General features: G+C 54.0%; 17 protein-coding genes. 4 read left to right on the forward strand and 13 right to left on the reverse strand.

The window, feature by feature from the left end; genetic code table 11:
- Positions 1-5 precede the first annotated feature (5 nt).
- The 5 genes from ACYVI1_RS14455 to ACYVI1_RS14475 all read right to left on the reverse strand — a co-directional run bounded on the left by ACYVI1_RS14455 (position 6) and on the right by ACYVI1_RS14475 (position 4,724).
- Positions 6-1,091 carry a sensor histidine kinase gene (locus ACYVI1_RS14455; protein WP_460911313.1) on the reverse strand — a complete coding sequence of 362 codons (1,086 nt, stop codon included), beginning with the start codon at positions 1,089-1,091 and terminating at the stop codon, positions 6-8.
- A gap of 82 nt (positions 1,092-1,173) precedes the next feature.
- Entirely contained in the window at positions 1,174-2,475 is a 1,302-nt protein-coding gene (locus ACYVI1_RS14460; RefSeq protein WP_460911759.1) for an FAD-dependent monooxygenase, read from the reverse strand.
- A gap of 46 nt (positions 2,476-2,521) precedes the next feature.
- Entirely contained in the window at positions 2,522-3,268 is a 747-nt protein-coding gene (locus ACYVI1_RS14465; RefSeq protein ID WP_460911314.1) for a hypothetical protein, read from the reverse strand.
- A gap of 141 nt (positions 3,269-3,409) precedes the next feature.
- Complete coding sequence (locus ACYVI1_RS14470) at positions 3,410-4,162, reverse strand: hypothetical protein (protein ID WP_460911315.1); 753 nt, start codon at positions 4,160-4,162, stop codon at positions 3,410-3,412.
- A 142-nt stretch (positions 4,163-4,304) separates the two neighbouring features.
- On the reverse strand, positions 4,305-4,724 hold the full coding sequence (locus ACYVI1_RS14475; RefSeq protein WP_460911316.1) for a hypothetical protein: 420 nt from the start codon (positions 4,722-4,724) through the stop codon (positions 4,305-4,307).
- 245 nt (positions 4,725-4,969) lie between these two features.
- Here ACYVI1_RS14475 and ACYVI1_RS14480 point away from each other — a divergent pair, with 245 nt between their 5' ends.
- Entirely contained in the window at positions 4,970-5,875 is a 906-nt protein-coding gene (locus ACYVI1_RS14480) for a LysR family transcriptional regulator (protein ID WP_460911317.1), read from the forward strand.
- 62 nt (positions 5,876-5,937) lie between these two features.
- On the opposite strand, the gene ACYVI1_RS14485 is transcribed toward ACYVI1_RS14480, so the two are convergent.
- The 7 genes from ACYVI1_RS14485 to ACYVI1_RS14515 form a co-directional block, all read right to left on the reverse strand.
- A complete protein-coding gene (locus ACYVI1_RS14485; protein ID WP_460911318.1) occupies positions 5,938-7,269 on the reverse strand; it encodes a histidine kinase in 1,332 nt (443 codons plus the stop codon).
- 111 nt (positions 7,270-7,380) lie between these two features.
- Positions 7,381-8,913 (reverse strand): right-handed parallel beta-helix repeat-containing protein, encoded by a 1,533-nt coding sequence (locus ACYVI1_RS14490; RefSeq protein WP_460911319.1) that lies wholly within the window; start codon positions 8,911-8,913, stop codon positions 7,381-7,383.
- Between the two features lie 202 nt (positions 8,914-9,115).
- Entirely contained in the window at positions 9,116-9,841 is a 726-nt protein-coding gene (locus ACYVI1_RS14495; protein WP_460911320.1) for a hypothetical protein, read from the reverse strand.
- A 137-nt stretch (positions 9,842-9,978) separates the two neighbouring features.
- Positions 9,979-11,031, reverse strand: coding sequence for a sensor histidine kinase (locus tag ACYVI1_RS14500; RefSeq protein ID WP_460911321.1), 1,053 nt, complete (start codon positions 11,029-11,031; stop codon positions 9,979-9,981).
- 157 nt (positions 11,032-11,188) lie between these two features.
- Positions 11,189-12,970 carry an IPT/TIG domain-containing protein gene (locus ACYVI1_RS14505; protein WP_460911322.1) on the reverse strand — a complete coding sequence of 594 codons (1,782 nt, stop codon included), beginning with the start codon at positions 12,968-12,970 and terminating at the stop codon, positions 11,189-11,191.
- A 143-nt stretch (positions 12,971-13,113) separates the two neighbouring features.
- On the reverse strand, positions 13,114-13,662 hold the full coding sequence (locus tag ACYVI1_RS14510; RefSeq protein ID WP_460911323.1) for a cupin domain-containing protein: 549 nt from the start codon (positions 13,660-13,662) through the stop codon (positions 13,114-13,116).
- A 170-nt stretch (positions 13,663-13,832) separates the two neighbouring features.
- On the reverse strand, positions 13,833-15,173 hold the full coding sequence (locus tag ACYVI1_RS14515; protein WP_460911324.1) for a hypothetical protein: 1,341 nt from the start codon (positions 15,171-15,173) through the stop codon (positions 13,833-13,835).
- Positions 15,174-15,529: 356 nt separating this feature from the next.
- On the opposite strand from ACYVI1_RS14515, the gene ACYVI1_RS14520 reads away from it, so the two are divergent.
- From ACYVI1_RS14520 to ACYVI1_RS14530, 3 genes are all read left to right on the forward strand, one after another.
- Positions 15,530-15,952 carry a DoxX family protein gene (locus ACYVI1_RS14520; protein WP_460911325.1) on the forward strand — a complete coding sequence of 141 codons (423 nt, stop codon included), beginning with the start codon at positions 15,530-15,532 and terminating at the stop codon, positions 15,950-15,952.
- 113 nt (positions 15,953-16,065) lie between these two features.
- Entirely contained in the window at positions 16,066-16,398 is a 333-nt protein-coding gene (locus ACYVI1_RS14525; RefSeq protein WP_460911326.1) for a YciI family protein, read from the forward strand.
- Between the two features lie 48 nt (positions 16,399-16,446).
- Complete coding sequence (locus ACYVI1_RS14530) at positions 16,447-17,757, forward strand: RNA polymerase sigma factor (RefSeq protein ID WP_460911327.1); 1,311 nt, start codon at positions 16,447-16,449, stop codon at positions 17,755-17,757.
- Between the two features lie 411 nt (positions 17,758-18,168).
- Here the strand turns inward: ACYVI1_RS14530 and ACYVI1_RS14535 are convergent, their stop codons facing one another.
- Complete coding sequence (locus ACYVI1_RS14535; protein ID WP_460911328.1) at positions 18,169-19,110, reverse strand: hypothetical protein; 942 nt, start codon at positions 19,108-19,110, stop codon at positions 18,169-18,171.
- Positions 19,111-19,133 lie beyond the last annotated feature (23 nt).

Below are 19,133 nucleotides of genomic sequence, written 5' to 3' on the forward strand. Positions count from 1 at the left end.
TTTGTTTAAATTAACGACAGGGTCACGATGAACTGCCCGTCGGCCTCCCGGATGGTGGGCGCGGGTTTGTTTAACATTTGGTACTTCGTCAGAATATTGGTTAATCCTATTCCGTTGGAAACCACCCGCACGGTCTTTCGCTGAACATTATTGCTCACCTGTAGCCGGTGCTGATCGTCGGTCAGGATGGCAATTGTCAGGGGCTGGTCGGGCAGTACGATGTTGTGTTTGACGGCGTTTTCAACCAGCAATTGCAGCGTCAGCGGGGGGAGCTGATAGGTCTGGTAGCGGTCGTCGACCAGTACATTCAGGCTTAGCCCCGACCCATGCCGGGTTTTGAGCAGATGAAAATAGGCGTTGATGAAGGCCAGTTCGGAACTTAAATCGGTCAGGTGCTGATCATTGGCCCGCAGCAGGTACCGATATACGGTACTTAGTTCTTCCAGAAACACCCGCGCCTGTTGGGGGTCATCGTCGATGAGTGAATCCAGCACGTTGAGGCTGTTGAACAGAAAATGCGGGTTTACCTGCTGTTTGAGGGCGTTAAGCTGGCTTTCCAGATTGGCCGTCCGCAGCTTTTCGTGTTCCTGCTCGGCCTGTTTCAGCCGTTTCTGATAGAGCAGCGAGTTGCGGACGAAGAACAGCATTTCGTAGCTAACCTGAAAGAAAAGAAACGTAGTGCTGGCGAACACAAAGCTGAACTCATACAAATTAAGCGCAATGCTCATTTTGTTGACCGTGATGCTGCCTGCCGGATGGCTGGTTCGGTAAGCAGCCAGGGTACCGAATAGAGCTAACTGCCACACCGCCCCCGTTAGCAGGACGATCAGGGTGGTAACTACGCTGCCAGCCAGAAAGGTGAAGAGCAGCCGGTTGAGTAGTTGGTGCTTCGACCCATACTTCTGCCGGAAATAAACGATCAGGGCGCGAATGACGTGCCAGGTGACCGTAATGGACAGCAAACTGATCAACATTCGTATCAGACTATCACCCGTCAGGGGCTGCCGGTGCAAACCACCACCGGTAATGCTGAGCACCCATAACAGTGTGATACCGATGATACGGAGCCATTTGTCATTTATGGTGTTCAAGAGGCAGGGCGTTTAGCGCATTTTGAGTAAAGATAACGATCAAACGATTACGCTGATAAGCGCCGATCTGTTCGTATGTCGCTCAAAAATCCACCCGATATAATGTCTCCAACTGCCGCTGATTCAGACTGGCCGGTAGCCGCCGAAACAGCCCGTTGCGGAGGGCTGCCAGTAGCGGGCTGGTCGTTTGAGCTAACTGTCCAACGCGCCATGAGGTGTTGGTAATGTAGTGCGTGCGTTGCAGCCGTCGGCGCTCGAAGGCCACAAAAGCGGTTTCGGGTGAACCGTTTTTAGCCAGTTCATCGGCCAGTATAACCGCATCTTCGATGGCCTGACAGGCACCCTGCCCCATGTTGGGCGTGGTGGCGTGGGCCGCATCGCCGAGCAGCAACGTCCGGCCAAAGGCGTAGCGAGACAGGGGTTTCAGGTCGATGATGTCGTTCAGCAAAAGATTTTCGTCCGGCGTTTGGGCCAGCAGGTCGGGTATGGGTGCATGATAGCTCCGAAACCGGTTGGCGAGGTCACGGGCTGTCAGTTGGTGCATCGACTTATCCTGGGCGGGTGCATTGACACAGGCAAACCAGTACACCTGATCGTTCGCTAAGGGCACGATACCCACCCGCCCCCGAGTGCCCCAGGTTTCGGTCGCTTCGTGCAGGCTATTGCCGGGCCGATACACCACTGCCCGCCAGCAGGTGTAGCCTGCATAACGCGGTAACGAACCGGGCAACAACTGTTGGCGGATGGCCGAGTGAATACCATCGGCTACCAGCAGGTAGTCGGTCTGGTGGGTAGTGCCATCATCGAAGTGAATCAGTACGCTGGCCGGTTGCTGGTCTATGTGAATCGCCCGTTTTCCGGTATGGATGCCATTGGGGTCAAGTTGTGCCAGCAGAACCTTGTGCAGGGTGGCCCGGTGAATAGTGAAATTGTTAATACCATACCGCTGACTAATGGCCCGGCTGTCAGTGCGCGTAACGACCTGCCCCTGTTCGTCCAGAACCGTGAATGCGTCGAGTTGCCGCCCCTCCCGCACAACCGCATCAGCAATACCCATGCGCCGAAACGCCTGGATCGCATTGGCCGCGAGGGCTAATCCTGCCCCCAGTGGTCGGATGGTCGGTGCGGATTCAAAAAGGGTAGTCTGTAGGTTTAATCGGTTCAGGGCAATGGCCATGCTCAGGCCCGCAATGCCCCCGCCAATAATGGTAAATGATGGTTTCCGGTTCATGTAGTTAAGGCTCTGTTTGTCAGACCTGTATCTGGTCAATTTTGGGGTATTTCGCCCACTAAATACGGGCAGAAACGCAGAACGCCCATACCCAAATTCTATGAAACGCCAAAAGTCGCCTGTGAAGCGACTTTTAACTATGCCGCCTACCAGACCCCGTCAGCTTTCTGGAGAATTGGTATGCCTGTCGATGTAATCCTTATTCGCTCACCTCAACATTGAGTTTGTAGCGACCTTCGGCCCCGGCATAGGCCGGATCGAAACTGGCCGTTACCGAGTTGCCATAAGCCTGATTGGCATTCCGAACCCGTACCCGCAGGGATTGATTACCTAAGCGGGCCGTGATGGTGTATTTGCCCAGCGGCACATCGTCGATGTACATTCGGTCGGGTTTGGTAGTAAGGGTTCTGCCCGTCGAGCCATCAATCAGGGTGCCAACGGGTTGTAGGGTCAGCGTTAGCTGTTCGGCTGCCAGCCCCCAGGTGAACACCTCTACCTGACCGCCGTAATACCCATCATTCCCGAATTCGCCGGTGCGCTCGCCCGCTACCTTCAGCGTCAGGTTACGTACAGCCCCGTCGGAGCCAGCGAAGGCCGCATCGGTGTCGGGATGCAGGTCCAGCACGTAGATTTTGTTATCGAATTTGGTCCTGACTGTGCCACGCACGTACCACGAGCCGGGTGTTACCTGAAGGCTGTACCGACCGTTGGCGTCGGTCTGCCCCAGGATGTTGTGATTGTAAAATTGCGCGTTGTTGACGACGATGTTGGCGTTGGTTAGCGGCTTTCCGGCGCCATCGAGCGCACGGCCCGAAACAACGCCCGTTTGGGCCGTGCCCGAATCAGGGCTAATTTCGGTGGAGTCAGGCGTTGTGCAGGCCGACAGAACCAGAAAGGCGGCTAAGGCAACGGATAGCGTGGTGAGACGCAGCGATGCAGGTTTCATACGTATTGTAGTTGTTGTTTACTGTTTTCGATACGACAAAGTTGCCCTCTGGCCTGCGTCGGCCCAATGGTGTATCGGATGAACCGGGAAAATTCGTTGGTGAACCGGTGAGCAGGAAAATAGCGCGCGTGGAAACGTCGGCTACCAGATCCGGCTGGCAATTAGATTAATGAGCGCGTTCACCAGGAAGGCAAGCCCGAACGACAGGCCGACCGAAAACTCAGGCAGCAGGAAGGCTTGCAGGAACAGAAAGGTGGTGAAACCCAATAACCCGATAATCAGTCCCCGGAGCGTTATGATGGCGGCATTACTGCCCTGAAGCGTATGCGCGAAAATGGCGAGAACCGACGTCATGATGGGAAACGGCGTTAAAATGCCACTCCAGTTCGGGCCTAAAACGCTGGCTAACCCCGTGATGACCAGCACAAACAGCGTAGCCACAAGCATTCGGATAGGAATGCCGAACGGTAACCGCCGAACGCTGGGAGATTGGGCCGTTGGGGTCGGAAAAAACCGCAGCGCCAGCAGGATAACGCCAATCACGAGGGCGTAACTCACTACTAAACCTGGCTGTAGGTAATTAACAGCCAAAGCGGTCGCTGTGTAGAATCCATACGACAGCAGGAGGGTAGGGAACCAGGTCAGTTTGCGGGAAAAAGCTGAGTAGCTGAAGCCAAAGCTGATTAAGGCCAAAATCCCCGTCATGGCTCCCCGAATCGATAGAATGCCAAATGCCTTGCCCTGTTCAAGAATGAAAAAAAGCAGAATCGGTCCGGCAGTCCACGGCATACTGCCAATCAATCCTCCTATTTTATTCCCCCATTTCCGAATCGCCAGTGTCACCAGCGCAATGACGGCCGGAATAAGGGTTAGTTTGAGGAGGAGCAGATTCATCCGAATACTGGAGTGCAGTTGTCATCAAAACATAGATAATCGAAAAAATACCCTAAACACCTTCAGTGCAGGCACAGTAATTAAAAAAGGCTTCCCCACTGGGAAAGCCTTTTTCGTGTAGCATAGTGTAGCATATATAGCGCTATTGACCCAGTTGCTGGTCGTAGGTTATGTAGCGCTGGGAGTCGATGGTCGGAATGTCCACTATCTCGACCCGACGAACAACGCTTTGCTGACCGTCGTTGATCTCGAACTGATAGACACCCGGTTCGGACCCTTCAAAATCGAACTTCCGCCAGTAGCCAGTCGATCCCCGTCTTACATACTCCCGATACAGTACGATGTTTTTAGCGTTTCGTACCGTAATCACGAGCCGCTCGGGTCGGCGAATGGCTACTCTCAGATTTATCTTCCATTGAGGACTCATATACATACCAACCTCGAAAGACCGCTGCGCTACACCCGCACTATCGGGTTTGTCAGCCAAGGCTACTAACTCCGTGCTGGTGAATAGCAGGCCAATCAGAAACAGGACTCGTAAAAAATTGTTAATCGTTTTCATTGGATTTGGTTGTTTAAAATAAGGATGTAATGAATTGATAAAAAGAAGTTTAACTTGATTTGTCTTGCAAAATTACTTAGCCCTGTTCAGCCCTGCGACCCGGTTATTGCTGACTTTAGAGGCACTTGAAAATGTTCTAATTGCTCACGTGCATAAGCGTTTGAGAAATCATGGAACAAAGGTCAGGTATTTGCATATATTAGCAAAACGAATTATTTTTGTCCAAACCATTAGAAATATTCATCATGGAAATCCGGCATCTTCAGATGGTAAAAGAGGTGGCCGCACACGGCAACCTGACCAAAGCCGCCGACCGATTATTTCTGACTCAGTCGGCTTTGAGTCATCAGTTAAAGGAAATTGAAAGCTATTTCGATACGCAGCTCTTCATCCGCGACAAAAAGCAGATGCTGCTGACCCCGGCGGGCGAGGCAGTCCTGCAGGCGGCTGAGAAAATACTACAGGAAGTGACCGATATACGGGCTAAAGTCCGGTGCCTGACCGATAAGGAAGCGGGGGAAGTACGACTTTGCACCCAGTGCTATACCTCTTACCACTGGCTGGCTGGCTTTCTGCGGGAGTTTCAGGGGATTTATCCTAAAGTGGATGTCAAAGTTGAACTGGAAGCCGCTACTCACTTCGCTGATCAGCATCTGTTAGAAAACAAAATCGATGTAGCCATTACGGAGGGCGACGAAAACCCGAAATTCAGCTATACTCCGCTTTTTCAGGATGAGTTCGTCGCCATCGTCGCACCCGACCATCCCTGGGCCAATCGTCGCTGGGTTGAGATTGACGAGTTTGCCGACCAGAATTACATTATGTACAACATCCCGGACGAGGAAAGCTCGAATTTCATGATGCTCTACAAGCATCGCCGACCCCCGAAAGTGTATAAGATTACCCTGACCGAAGCTATTCTGGAGATGGTGAAGGCTGGTCTGGGCGTTGCCGTACTGCCCAACTGGGTGGTGAGGCCGTATCTGCAATCCGGCCAACTGTCGGCGGTCTGGATTACGGAGAATCGGGTCCTGCGGACGTGGTATGCGGCTACGTTGAAGAATAAACAACTGCCGCCCTATACAACTGCGTTCATTGAGCAACTGGCTTGCTACATGAAAGAGTTGGACGGCTATGCGTGTCCGGTGTGATGGGCGTGGAGCACGGGGCAAGGAGCAGAGATAAGTCCCTGCTCCCTGCCCCGCGCTCCACGCTATTCTCCCTGAATCAGTGGCAGCGTTACTACAAATTCCCCATCGTCTTCGAGGATGGTGGGGGCGGGTTGATTCAGCATCTGGTATTTCGACCAGATATTCGCTAAGCCAACGCCATTGGAGGCCACGCGCATAGTCTTGCGCTGTACATTGTTTCGCACCTGAAGCCGGTTGTGTGCATCGGTAGCAATGGCGATTGTCAGGGGTTGATCGGGTAGGGCAATGTTGTGTTTGACGGCGTTTTCGACCAGCAACTGCAGCGTCAGGGGCGGTAATTGTCGGTTGAGCAGGGGCGGGTCCACCTGCCACACCACGCGCAGGGCATTGCCATGTCGGGTTTGCAACAGATGAGAATAGGATTGAATAAAGGCCAGTTCAGCGGACAGTGGAGTCAGAATCTGATTGTTGGCACGAAGCAGATACCGATAAACAGAACTCAGTTCGTCTAAGAAAAGCCCGGCCTGCTCGGTGTCGTCGTCGATGAGTGCACTCAGTGAGTTCAGGCTGTTAAACAGAAAATGCGGGTTTACCTGTGCCTGCAACGCCCGAATATGCACCTCCGTCTTTTCCTTCTCTAACCGTTGCACGGCCAGTTCGGCTTCCAGTTGATCGCGGTGGTGCTTCTCGCGCTCGTTTGTCAACTCCTGCTCCACCACCGCGCTCCGAACGGCGGCCTGCCGCTGCCGGTAGCTTAACCCCAGCGAAAAACAGACAAGTTCAGCGGTGATGCCGATTTGCATATATGTCAGCGACACCGTCCAGAACGGCCCCGACCAGTCTTCGGCGGGCCAGGTTAGCGACATAAACATGGCTGTCAGCCCGCCCGTGAGTAGAAAAGCCGTGCCGATGGCATAAGCCCGCGACACCATGTCGCCTAAGGTCAGCATCTGCCGGATACCATACACCCCCAGCACGGCCATCGCCAGCCGCATACCGATGAACGTGCTTTCGTAAACGTCTGAATGCCAGAGCGGAGTGTAACACAGCACAAGGTGGCCAACCACATAGACCACAATGCCGACTTTAACCCATTGCAGGTGGCGGTAAAAACGGGGTAGTCGACGGCGCAGGTCGAGGATGGCATCGGCGAAGTCGAAATAAACGTAGTAGGCGCCCATCGGCGCAGCCGCCCGGACGAAATAGTTGGTTTCTACCGAAAACCAGTCGCGGAACGCATAAACCCGCAGGCCAAAATAAAACAGCCAGGCCAGCATATAGAGCGTGTATAGCCCATAGCTGCGATCCCGATGCGTTGCCCACTGCACCACGTTCAGCAGCATGATCGACAGAACCATCCCCGTAAATACCGCTCCCCAAATCTGAAAGGTCATAAGTCGTTTGGTATAGCGTTGGTTAGATAAATTTTTTAGACAGGATTACAGGATTACAGGATTTTACGCTTCCATCCTGTTAATCCTGTAATCCTGTCTAAAAACCATCAACTATTTCTCAATCAGCACGTTCGTCTGCATGTTGGCCTCGAAGGTGTTGGCCGTCATGAGGTCGGCGTTGGCTGAGGAGCCGTAGCTTACATAAACCCCGTAGCCACCGCTGCCGCTGATGCGTGTATTTTTGATGCTCATGGTGGCCCGGTTGCCGTAGATGGCGATGTTGGCCTTCTTACCCGACACAATCGTGAGGCTGCCCGCGTTTTTGACTTCGGCGTTTTCCAGCGCGTTCTTTGCATCGGCCGAGTAGCAGATGATACCCCGCCAGTAGGCCGCCGTGCGGTCGGCACCCGTAAAGACGACTTTCTCCGTTGCCGTACCTTTGGCGCTCATGTACCCTTCTGTGTTGATTCGGATAACGGCGTCGCGGTTCATTTCGAGCGTTACGCCGGGGTTTAGTTTCCAGCCCGCATTGACCGTAAACTCACCGTTGATCCGGTACGGAGTTTTGTCGGCAAAGCCTGCCCAGGCAACTTCGGTGGTGCTTTTGGTAATGCTCGACGGCGTCACTTCCACGATGTTATGTCCGTTACCCCCCGTGAACGTAGAGGCTGGGTCCAGGTTTGGAACGTTCGCGGCATCCAGGAGAATACCGGCCTCCGTATTGTTCGTAAAGGCGTTTTTTGTGAATTCGCTCAGGATAGCACCCTCGTAGACATAGATACCATAGCCATCATTTTGCGAGAACAGGCAGTTTTTCAGGGCAATTTGCCCCCGGCTGCCCCCCGACATAAACAGGGCCGATTTGGTCGTGCTATAGATGGGGCGGCTTCCGGCGTGCATCACCTCAACGTGCTCCAGGATGTTGGCGTTGCTGCCCGAATAGAGCGAAATGCCCACCCAATAGCCTTTGGTGCGCTGTACACCCACAAACTTGATTTTGTTGTCGGCCGTGCCCTTCGCGATGAGCAGGCCACCATTGTCGTTGATGTTTATGCGTGCGTCGCGCTCGAAGGCAATCACCACACCGGGATTAATCGTCAGTTCGTGGGTGACGTCGATGGATTTCGTGACGACGTAGTCGGGCAGTTCAGGATTCAGCACGCGGTCGATGAGGGTCGTTTTGACGGTGATGCTGGCGTTGATGGCTATGGGTTCGGACGCTGATGCGGCTATGATTACGTTGTCGGTGCTTTTTCCGCTGGCGCTGGTCACGGCTAATTCAAACTCATACTCGCCTACTTCATCGGGTTTGACGGTTGGCTTAAACGAAGTTGGCTGGGCGAGGGTAATGGTGCTTTTGGCAGGCTTGCGGAGCAGCGTCCACTGATAAGACAGCGGTTTACCCTGGCTGTCCGTTGAGGCTGAGCCATCGAGCGTAACGATCTGACCAACCTGCACCGACTGGTCGGGTCCGGCGTTGGCTGTCAGCGAACCGACAGGATTAACCTCGGTTTCTTTCTTGCAGCCTGTCGTCAGAAACAGGCTGGCAATCAGCAGCAGGAACATTCGGGTAACTACGGATACGGCTGGGGTACTACGGGTGTGAACGCGAAGGTTCGGGAAGAAGTAGGTTGTTGGTTTCATAAAAAGAGGGCCGCTGTTGCGGGGTTTGTTGTTTACCTGGCTCAAAGGTATTGGGGCGGTTTCCGGCCCGGAATGATGAACCTGATGAAACGGAAAAAGCCGCTGGTGAAGCGGCTTTTGTGGCTTTAGTCATAGAGCATCCCGTTTATATCAATCGCCTGTGCAGGAGCGGAAATGGTTTACCTAAGTAGCATGGTGTTCATCAAACGGTTATACAGCTCCGTTCGGCTTTCATCAGGCTTTGGCGGTCAGTTTGCCAGAGCCGTATGCCCAGCCAGATGGCCCAGGCAGGTGCCAGCACTAAATAACCATTTAGGCCAAGCTCGGCCACTGCCTTCAATGCCACTACGTTGCCAAGTCCATCGAGCAGCGTGAACGCGCCCAGCACGAGGGTTGTCCAGCGGAACGCTTTGCCAAATTGGGTCAGGAAATAACCCAATAATAGCCACCAGATACCTGCCAGCAGCGTTTCCAGCAGGTTCCACAACCCACCGTATACCACGTCTATCACCGACTGGTACACAATTTCAATTTGGCCCCTTTCACCGACAGTCGCCGACGCATAATCCGTCAGTAACGGGGGTATAACGGCGGCCAGAATAGCCGCCCCAATAGCCCCAATCAGCACGTAGCTTGTGGCGCAGAACGTAATCATGTCAGCCCAGGACGTTTGGGCTTTTAGCCGCGGCTTAAGGTAGAAAATTACCGGCAACAGCAACAGATAATAACCGGTCATATCGGCAATCATTGACCAGCGTAGCAGGGATTGATCTACGTTCGGGATGGTCAAAATCTGGGCTGGGTTGGTGAGCGCTTCGGGGTGGTCGGCTAGCGGGATGGCAAGCAGCAGTAGGCTAATCAGGGCCAGCAGGCCAGAGAGCAGGGTGAGACAGCCCACTGCGTGGGCATAAGCGATGGGAGTTTTCATGGTGAACAGAAGAGATTTACATTGTCTACTACCCCAAAGTTGGGTGCCCATCCTCGCCCGGCCAATCGTGACGGCACTGAACCGGCAAAAGCCGCCTATGAAGCAGCTTTTGTCTTTACCGCGTCATACCAGCTATACTATGGATTGGCGATCAGCGGCAGCGTCACCACGAACTGCCCGTCGGCTTCCTGTACGGTAGGCATAGGCTGGCCAAGCATCTGGTACTTCGCCATGATGTTGGTCAGCCCCACGCCGTTGCTCAGCACTCGCGTGGGCTTCTTTTGCAGGGTGTTGCGTACTGACAGCTGGGCTTTCTCATCGGATGTAATCTCAATCGTCAGCGGCTGTTCGGCCATGACAATGTTGTGTTTGACGGCGTTTTCGACCAGCAGTTGTAGCGTCAGGGGCGGAATCTGATAGGAGCCAAACCTTTCATCGACGGCAATGACTAAACTCAGACCGCACCCGTGGCGAGTTTTAAGCAGTTGATAATACGAGTGGATGAACCCGAGTTCGCTGGTTAGGTCGGTCAAGTTGTGTTCCGGTCCGTCGCCACGGTTGGCTTGCAGCACGTAGCGGTACACCGAACTGAGTTCTTCGGCAAAGGTTTCCGCCTGCCGGGGATTCTCGCCAATGAGCGAAATCAGCGAGTTCAGACTGTTGAAGAGAAAATGCGGGTTGACCTGCTGCTTCAATACATCTAACTGACGCTGCATGTGCAATTGCTTGAGTTCGTACTCCCGCGCCATGCTGCTTTTCCACTGCCTGAAGAAATAGATAGCCTCTAAAATGCCGTTGGAGAGGACCACCGACACGAAGCCAACCAGCAAGGCTACCTGAAACGGGCCGGCATTGAATTGATAGCCAGGTAATTCCACCACGTAATAAATTCCCGCAACCAGGCTAATAAGCGTAAAGGTGAGGGCTACATAGACGATCATGGAGTAAGTCACACGCCGGGCCGTCTGACTCAGATGAGGGTACCGATAACGCATAAACTTCATCCAGGCATCCATCAGCCAGACGGACAGGACATACAGCCCGCTAACTCCAATAGTGGTCGGCAGAAACACCTGTCTGTTCTGAAAGTACAACGGCCCCAGAATCAAGTAGTTCGACAGGAATACCGTTGGGTAGCTCAACAGCATCACCAATAGTTCGTTGCGGTCGAGAGAAAACCACTGTTTCATAAAACCGGAAAGTAACGGTCGTGAAGATACTACCTATGGTTAAAAATCAGTCGCTATCTTAGTCGGTTTAAACCCAAAGTGCTCTCCGCCGGTACGGAAAAAGCCGCTTCACCAGCGGCTTTTTCCGTACCGGCGGAGAGCACCCTGTTATGATGCGCTACCACTTGGCTTTTGTGTCGTTCCAGGTTAGCTGAAGTTCGTGTTTCCAGTTGGGGGCGTCACTGATGTCGAAGTGCAGGTTGGAAGAGCCAACGCCCGTTCCGTGAACCTTCGATTTTCCGCCTTTCAAGATGTTGCCATTGAACAGCAGCGGGAAACGCTCTTCGTGAAACTCGCCAGGAAAATGAACCGTGTAGGGGTAGTTGTTTCGTACCGCATCGCCTTTGCAGGGGGTGAATACAAAATTGACCGGCACAACACCTACCGCTTCATACGTAAAGCTGACCTCAAATCCTTTCCCTGGCAGGTGATAGAGAGCCACTTTAAACGACTCCTTATCCGACTTATTGACGTCGGTTGTCAGGTCTATATCTCCTTTACTTTCCGCCCATCGTTCATTTTCGGTGCCGCAACTTTCGATGTTGTCGTAGCTGGAGTGGCCCTCGCCACCCGCTTCCCAGTGCACATACGACTTAAACGCGACTGTATTGGCGTTATCGTCATACGGGCCGGGGGTCAGGATAGGCTCCAGATTTTGGGGCGGTGTTGCGGCATCGCCCCGAATCCGCAGGTACACCGTGCCAGATTCGTAGAGGCTCTGCCCGACGCGGCCACAGGGTCGTTTGATGTGCATGGATACGGTCCACTCGTTTAGCAGGTGGGGTTCGCTGACGGTGCCCGCTGCCGTTTTTATGCGTACTTCGCCGGATGAACCGGGGCCAATCATTGGAATCCGGCACATGATGAGGTTATCGCTCCACAGTCCAATGTCTTCGGCGCCAATCACTTCGCCCCCAACAATAACACTCGATTTGGCTTTGTCCTGCGCCCCAAAGTGGCTGCCGTAGATAAGCAACTGGCTGTTCCGGCCATTTGGCCCGTGCTGCTCGGCCACCTGCAGGTAGTCAATCGAGAAGCCCACTAAGGTTATGTTCGACACCAGAATGGCCTGCTCGTTGAACCCCTTTAATTCCAGACTGACCGCAACGGTTTGCGTTTTCTGAATTTGGGCTGGCGCCGTATAGATGGCCTCCGGCACACTAAACAATTCCTGAAGTGACCCCGGACCTGCCAGCGACCACTTCTTGATGTACTTATTGGACAGTTGATGTGCTTCGCCCACCGGGTAGCCGTTTTCGTAGCTGGCCACAATCGGCACAAATATGTCCTTATCGTCTTCGGGAACATAAACGTATTGAAGGGCTTCCAGCGTCAACTGCTGTTTTTCGTGCAGTTGCTGGGTAATGGGCGAGAGCGTCATCCATTGCAGCAGCACCCAGTCGCTGAAGTGGCTGGTCTGCATGGTCAGCGTATGGGTCGTGGCGTTCACCGATGTAGCGCCCACAAAACGCCATACGCGCTTATCGTCCTGGTAGGCTAAGCCCAGGGCCTTCGGTAGCGACACGCTGTCTTTCTGGGCCGAATAATTCAGCGTGAGCTGAACCGGTTTGGCGAAGGCCGGGCCATGCGGGGTCAGCCGCCAGCCATCGCCGATGCCACCGGGGCAGGTGCTGGTGATGGGTTCAATGCCCACTTCGGTCAGGGCGGTGAGCGCCCCGGCGGGTACGGTGATGGTAAGCGTGCCATCTGCCGACTGGAGACTGCCACCGGCGGGTCCAATCTGTTTTTTGACACCCGCACCCAGCGGTGTACCCACCGGGCGTTCAACGCCTTCGCCAGCGCTACTGGCAGGAGCCGGGTCAATTTCGTTGCTGTCATGTTTGCAGGCAGTTATTCCCAGAGTAAAGACCGCCAGCAGGAGATAGAGGAAGGATTTCATGAGGTTATTCGCGAGGTAGTTGTTGTTTACTGTTCGACTGGGTCAAAGTTGGCTGGTCTCCGGCATGTATCCAGCGCTGAACCTGATGAAACGGGAAAAGCCGCTGATGAAGCGGCTTTTCCGAAGGGATAGGCAGGTCGTTGTCAGAGCGGTTTAGGTGCCTGCTCAAACTGTTTGTATTTGCCCAGCAGGCGCCCAGCCTGATAGGTGATGGGAAGAATAACGCGCTTAACAAACCGGGGAATCTCCAGCATGTCGTATTCGCTGGCGTACCGGGTCAGCAGATAGGCCGCGTCGAAGGCTTCCGGCTGGGCTTTGCCCGATTTATTTTGGGCCGCAAAGATGGACGACAGGAAAAACACAACCGAATTGGCGGGCTTTATCCAGCCCGTACAGGTCAGCATTTCGGTGCCCTCATTCCAGAACCGATGGGGCATACCGCGCCTGAACAGAACGGTTTCGCCTTCGCGTGCGTGCTGGGTTGCCTGCCCCTGAACCTGGTAGGCAAGCTGGCCCGAAACAACCGTCAGGCATTCGTCCTGTAGCCAGTGGACATGCATCGGTGGCCCAACGCCCGGTGCAACCTGGTTTTCCACGAGGACTCTGTCGCCATCCGGTTCGGCGAGTAGTTCGCGAAACGTCAACGTTTCGCCGATGCAGTTTTCAATTGTATGCGGGTACGTAAATTCCATTGTAGTGGTTGTGTTTAAGGGTTGATTAAGTAGGTCAAAGGTCGGCCCTTCGGCCCCAAAACCCAATCCGTAGCTGGCTGAAACGGAAAAAGCCGCTGGTGAAGCGGCTTTTTCCCCCGTGATTAACCCCCGGCATCTCCACGTATTGGTAAGCCTGTGAGAATGAGTGGCTATTTCAGGTTTCGCGAGCGTGGAAGTTTGAAGAAGCCCTCAATTTGAGCTGTGCCGGTGAATCCATTGGTGGGGTGCAGGATACCCGCAGCATCCAGTTCGAAACTGCCAATAACCCAGGAACCGACGGGGCCGAAACTGCTGATGTTGAGGGTGCCGGTACTGACCTTCTGCTTGTAGTAATGCAGGTGTAGGGTGCCGCTGGTGTAGTCGGATAGATTGAATGTAGTGGGCTGAGCACCAGCCGACCAGGGCGTTCTGGTTGGTGAGAACTGAATAGGATCGTCATCGCCCAGCGCATACGTAGGTTTGGGCGTAATGATGGTCACGCCAAGGTTGCCCTCTTTGGCTGTTCCTGTGCTTAAAAACAAATAACCGTTCGACACGAAAGCTGCTCCCAGCGCACTGGCCGTCGTATGTATCCACTTACCCTTGTTAATGCGGTAGGTAAGTCCTTCCTGGGCGATGTAGATGTTCGATACCAGCCACAACTCTTTGTACGGCTTGCCATCGACAACCGCCGGGCCTCTGAGTTTAATACTTACGGCGACCGGGTTGCGGGCAGGGGGTGCGTTGGGGGCATCATACGACGCTTTAAAGGACGCTGGCGTGAGTTTACCTTCGCCCGACAGGTTCCAGGTGCTGTAGTTAACCGCCTTCTCCGGCGACTCATACGGCTCAGGCACTTCTTCTTCGCCGGGTAGGGGTGCAGATACATCCCCGGCCAGTATCTTCACGGATAGAACCAGATTGCCCCCCGGCCGGACAAAGCCTGTCTCCGGCGTCAGAACGGCCCGTTGCAGCAGGTTCCAGTCGCTGAAATGGGTCGTCTCCACGCTCACGGTATGGGCCGTTGTGTCGACGTTGCCTTTGGCGGCCAGCACCCACACACCCCGGCTGTTCTGGTAAGCCAGGGCAAGTACGTCGGGCACGGTACCCGGCAGTGTTTCCGGATCATAGCGCACCGTTATTGTAACGGGTTTTTTAAACGTGATGCCGTGTGGAGCCAGACGAAAGCCCATTCCGAGTGCCTGTGGCCCTGTGCTGCCAATGGGCTGCACACTAAAGGGTTGAGCCGACGCAACGGCTCCGGCGGGTACGCTGATGCGGATACCCAATTCGGCGGCTACCAGTTCGCCCCCTTCGGGACCGATGGTTTTTGTGGTAACCTCGCCAATGGGTGTCCCCGCAGGGCAGACCTTACCCGGTCGGTCGGGCGTTGGCTGGCCGGGTATGGGGCTGCCCGGTCCATCGGGCACTACGACGTCGGTGTCGTGTTTGCAGGCCACCGAGGCAACAGTGAGCGCAAGGCTCAGAAAAAAGGCGAAGAGCTTGTTCATGAGTACGGTCCGGCGTTCCGGTTGTTGTTCGTGAACCAAAGTTGCCCCCCCGCTTTTAGCTGGCCAGTGGCGTTCGCCCTGAAACGACAAAAGCCGCTGATGAAACGGCTTTTGTCAGAAATACGCTGCTCCTGAGTTTACATTACTGGCTGACTTTTGTGGCTATAGGCAAACTCAGCGAACCCGCTTTCAGCACCGATTTTTAGGCAGGTTGAAAAGCTGATGTAAAAAAATACTACTCAGGATGTCCAATTTCAGGCACCTCAATCCTTGTTGGGTTGTAAACTAAAACACCATCTTCAACTGGCAGCCAATCGTAAACTGATAAACAGAAAAACAAAACGCAAAAACGACTTATGAATCCATCCGTCATTTCCCCGACTCGCCAACACGCAAAGGCAAAAAGCATTGCTTATTGGATTATAACGGCATTCCTGACATTTGAATTAATTTACGGAGCACTTTGGGATTTTAATGTACTCAACCAGGGGTATGTATACAACATTTTAACCCATCTTGGCTACCCAATCTATTTAGGGACTATCCTGGGTGTATGCAAACTGATCGCTGCCCTGATTATCCTTATACCTGGATTTCTGCTGCTGAAAGAATGGGTATACGCAGGTGTTGTCATTCTTTTTGCCGGCGCATTTATGTCGCATTTAGTAGTGGAGGATGGTCCTGGCCAGTCGGTTTGGTCGCTCCTGTTCGGTGTTCTCGCTGTCTGCTCCTGGGTACTACGGCCAGATAACCGGCGCATTGCCAACGCAAGCCGGTAAATAGCTGATCGAAATCAGGAAAAAATCTAAAGCGCCATAAGCGCATTTTGGCAAAAGATCATCTACCAGTGGATGATGATCAACCGGGGCAGCACTAAACTTTTTGAGATACAATGAGCGAGTTCATTTTATTATTTCGGCAACCCAGCCTGGAGCGCATGTCGCCCACGGAGTTGGAAGCGATTGCAAAGCAGTGGCAGGAGTGGGTTGGCGGTATTGCGGCCCAGGGCAAGTTAGCCAGCACCGGCACTCGCCTGGCCACTGAAGGGAAAGTCCTGCGGGCCGATGGTCTAATTACCGATGGGCCGTTTGTGGAAGTCAAGGAGCGGCTGGGTAGTTTTCTGGTTGTCAACGCCGACAGTTTAGACGAAGCGACGGCGCTGGCCCAGGGCTGCCCGGTCTTAGCGGTCCAGGGCAGCGTCGAAATTCGGCCCATGCTCAATTGATCGGCTGGTTAACGCCCCACTCCGGCTGGTGAGTAAGCATCTGTATGTATGGAGAACGCCCAGGAATCAATCAAATCTCTGTTTCAGCAGGAGTTTGCCAAACTGGTGGCTGTTATCAGTAAGCGATTTGGCTTGCAGCATATCGAGCTGGCCGAGGACATTGTGAGCGAAACGTTTCTGCTGGCGGCCGAAACCTGGGGCGTTCGGGGGCTGCCTGCCAACCCAACGGCCTGGCTCTACACCGTCGCCAAACAGAAAACCCTCTACCAGTTCAAAAGGCGCAACCTGCTGAACGACAAAATTATTCCTGAGTTGGCGGCCCGGCTCAGGAACGAAGATGAATGGGACGAGCCGGGCTTCTCGGCCCAGACAATCCGCGATAGCCAACTGCAAATGCTGTTTGCCATTTGCACGCCCCTCATTGCCGATGAAGCCCAGATTGGTTTGGCCCTGCGGATTCTCTGCGGTTTCGGTATTGATGAGATTGCCGACGCTTTTTTGTCGAATAAAGAGACCATCAACAAACGACTGTTTCGGGCTAAAGAAAAATTGCGGGCGGCCAACATAACGATGGAGTTGCCGTCGGAAGCTGAATTAGTGCGCCGGTTAGACCGGGTGCTGCACGTGATCTACCTGCTGTTCAACGAGGGGTATCAGTCAAGAACCCACAACCGGCCCCTGCAGAAAGATGTGTGTTTAGAAGCCATGCGCTTAGCCATCATGCTAACCGAGTATGACCGAACAAATCAACCCAAAACCAACGCGCTACTGGCCCTCATGTGTTTTCATGCCTCCCGATTTGAGGCCCGGACCCTCCAGTCCCGGACTGGAGGGTCCGGGACTGGAGGGTCCGGGACGATCCGACGCTTCGGTGGAAGTGCCCGTCGAACAGGCGACGATTCGCTGGTTCTTTACGAACAGCAAAACGACGCCTTATGGGATACGGCCTTAATTCGTCAGGGGTTCGCTTATTTAGAACGGTCGTTACAGGGCGATCAACTGAGCGCCTATCATCTGGAAGCCCGCATCGCTTCGTGGCATTGTGTGAAAGAAGATACACCGGAAAAATGGGCGGCCATTCTGCACCTGTACGACCAGCTCCTGGTAATCAATCAATCGCCCAGCGTTGCCCTCAACCGAACCTATGCGCTCTACAAAGTTAGCGGGCGGGCGGCGGCTTTGGCGGCAGTGAAAACGCTCAGACTGGATACCAACCACCTATATTTTATGCTGTTAGGCGAACTTTACCGGGAAACTGACCCGGTGCAGGCAACGATTAATTTTTGGCAGGCGTATGAGTTAGCAAAGACCGCGACGGACCGGCAACTCATTCAGAGAAAACTGGAGGAACTGGGTTAAACCTGATTACCGGGTTGTTTATTATGTGATGTTACGCTAAACCCTGAAAGGGTGGAATGATTATAGTAAAAACGGGTCCAAAATGGTTTAAACCCCGAAGGGGTGGTATACTGTCACCCCTTCGGGCTTCAAGCTGGACTTTTGGCGTGTTTTGGCTATACTCCTGCCACGCCTTCAGCCGGGGCCGCCCGTGCGGTTAAAAACCAGCACTTAACAACCCTGCCCTGAAGGGGGCTTCTTTCGGGCGGGTGTAAGTCCCCTTTAGGGGATTTAGGGGTAAAACCGGCTGGCCAACAAACACATTATAGGCCTTAAAGAAAAATCCTAAAAAGGTTCAATAGTACGAATATAAAAAGCCGCTTCATCAGCGGCTTTTTACAGGTGGAATGGCAGGATAGCGTACTTGAACTACTACTTCAGATCGCCCAGCCAGGTGCGGGCTACATCGCGGGCGGTCAGGACCGGCTCACGACCGATGCGGTACAGCAACTTCCACTCGTCGGACTGGTTGCGGTAGTCGGGCCGGACAAACTCCAGTTTGTACCCCTGCTTCTCGACTTTTGCGTCGAAATCGACCGACTCGGCCAGCGTGATAAACTCAGTAAGCCGTTTCTTGATAGCGATGTTTGGGTTGGCGTTGGCCTTGTATTGAGCCAGCCGGGTGCGGTAGTCGGCGGCTTTGGCTTTGTTTTCGGCCAGCCGTTCTTCCTGGCCTTCCAGTCCCTGACCCATCTGCCGGGCCATGTAGCGGTTCATGAAGGCAATGTATTTCGTCTTGAACTCAGCCGGTTTTGTAGTGGCCAGCGGTTGTAGTTGCCTTAACACGGTCAGGTCGCGGGTCAGGGCGGCTTTGCCGGGGGCGTCGGCGTTGATCAACTGCTGCTGTAGCTGCATCAGTTGCTGCTGAAGCATCATGGCCAGCGTAGCCGGGGGCATCTGGTCGAACACCGCACTGGTCTGGGCAAGCTGCTGATCAACAGCCGTCTGAACGTCGTTCATCGATGCCTTCTCGGCGTGTTGGGCTTCGGCGGTCTGCTCATCACTAACCCGGTAGCGGTCGCGCATCCAGTGGTCGTAGCGGCTTCGGAAATCGGTCGATTGCACGTAGGTGCGTACCAAAGCGCCCATCGCCTGCACCGCCGACACCCGCGCCCCCGCCGAAAGCTGCTTGCCAACCTGGCGAAGCTTACCGGGCAGTTCTGTCGTGGGATTTTCCGTTGAGAGCTGGTAAAATACCTGGTTGTGTACCTGTTCTGTCGTTAGTTTCAGGTCGGTCAGCACGTCGGTCGGTCGGGCGGCCATCCAGAGGACAGCCCCGGTCACGAGGAAGGTAAAGGAGAGGAAGGATTTCATGAGTTTCGGTTGGTTTCAGGGGT

The sequence above is a fragment of the Spirosoma areae genome (assembly GCF_054781775.1).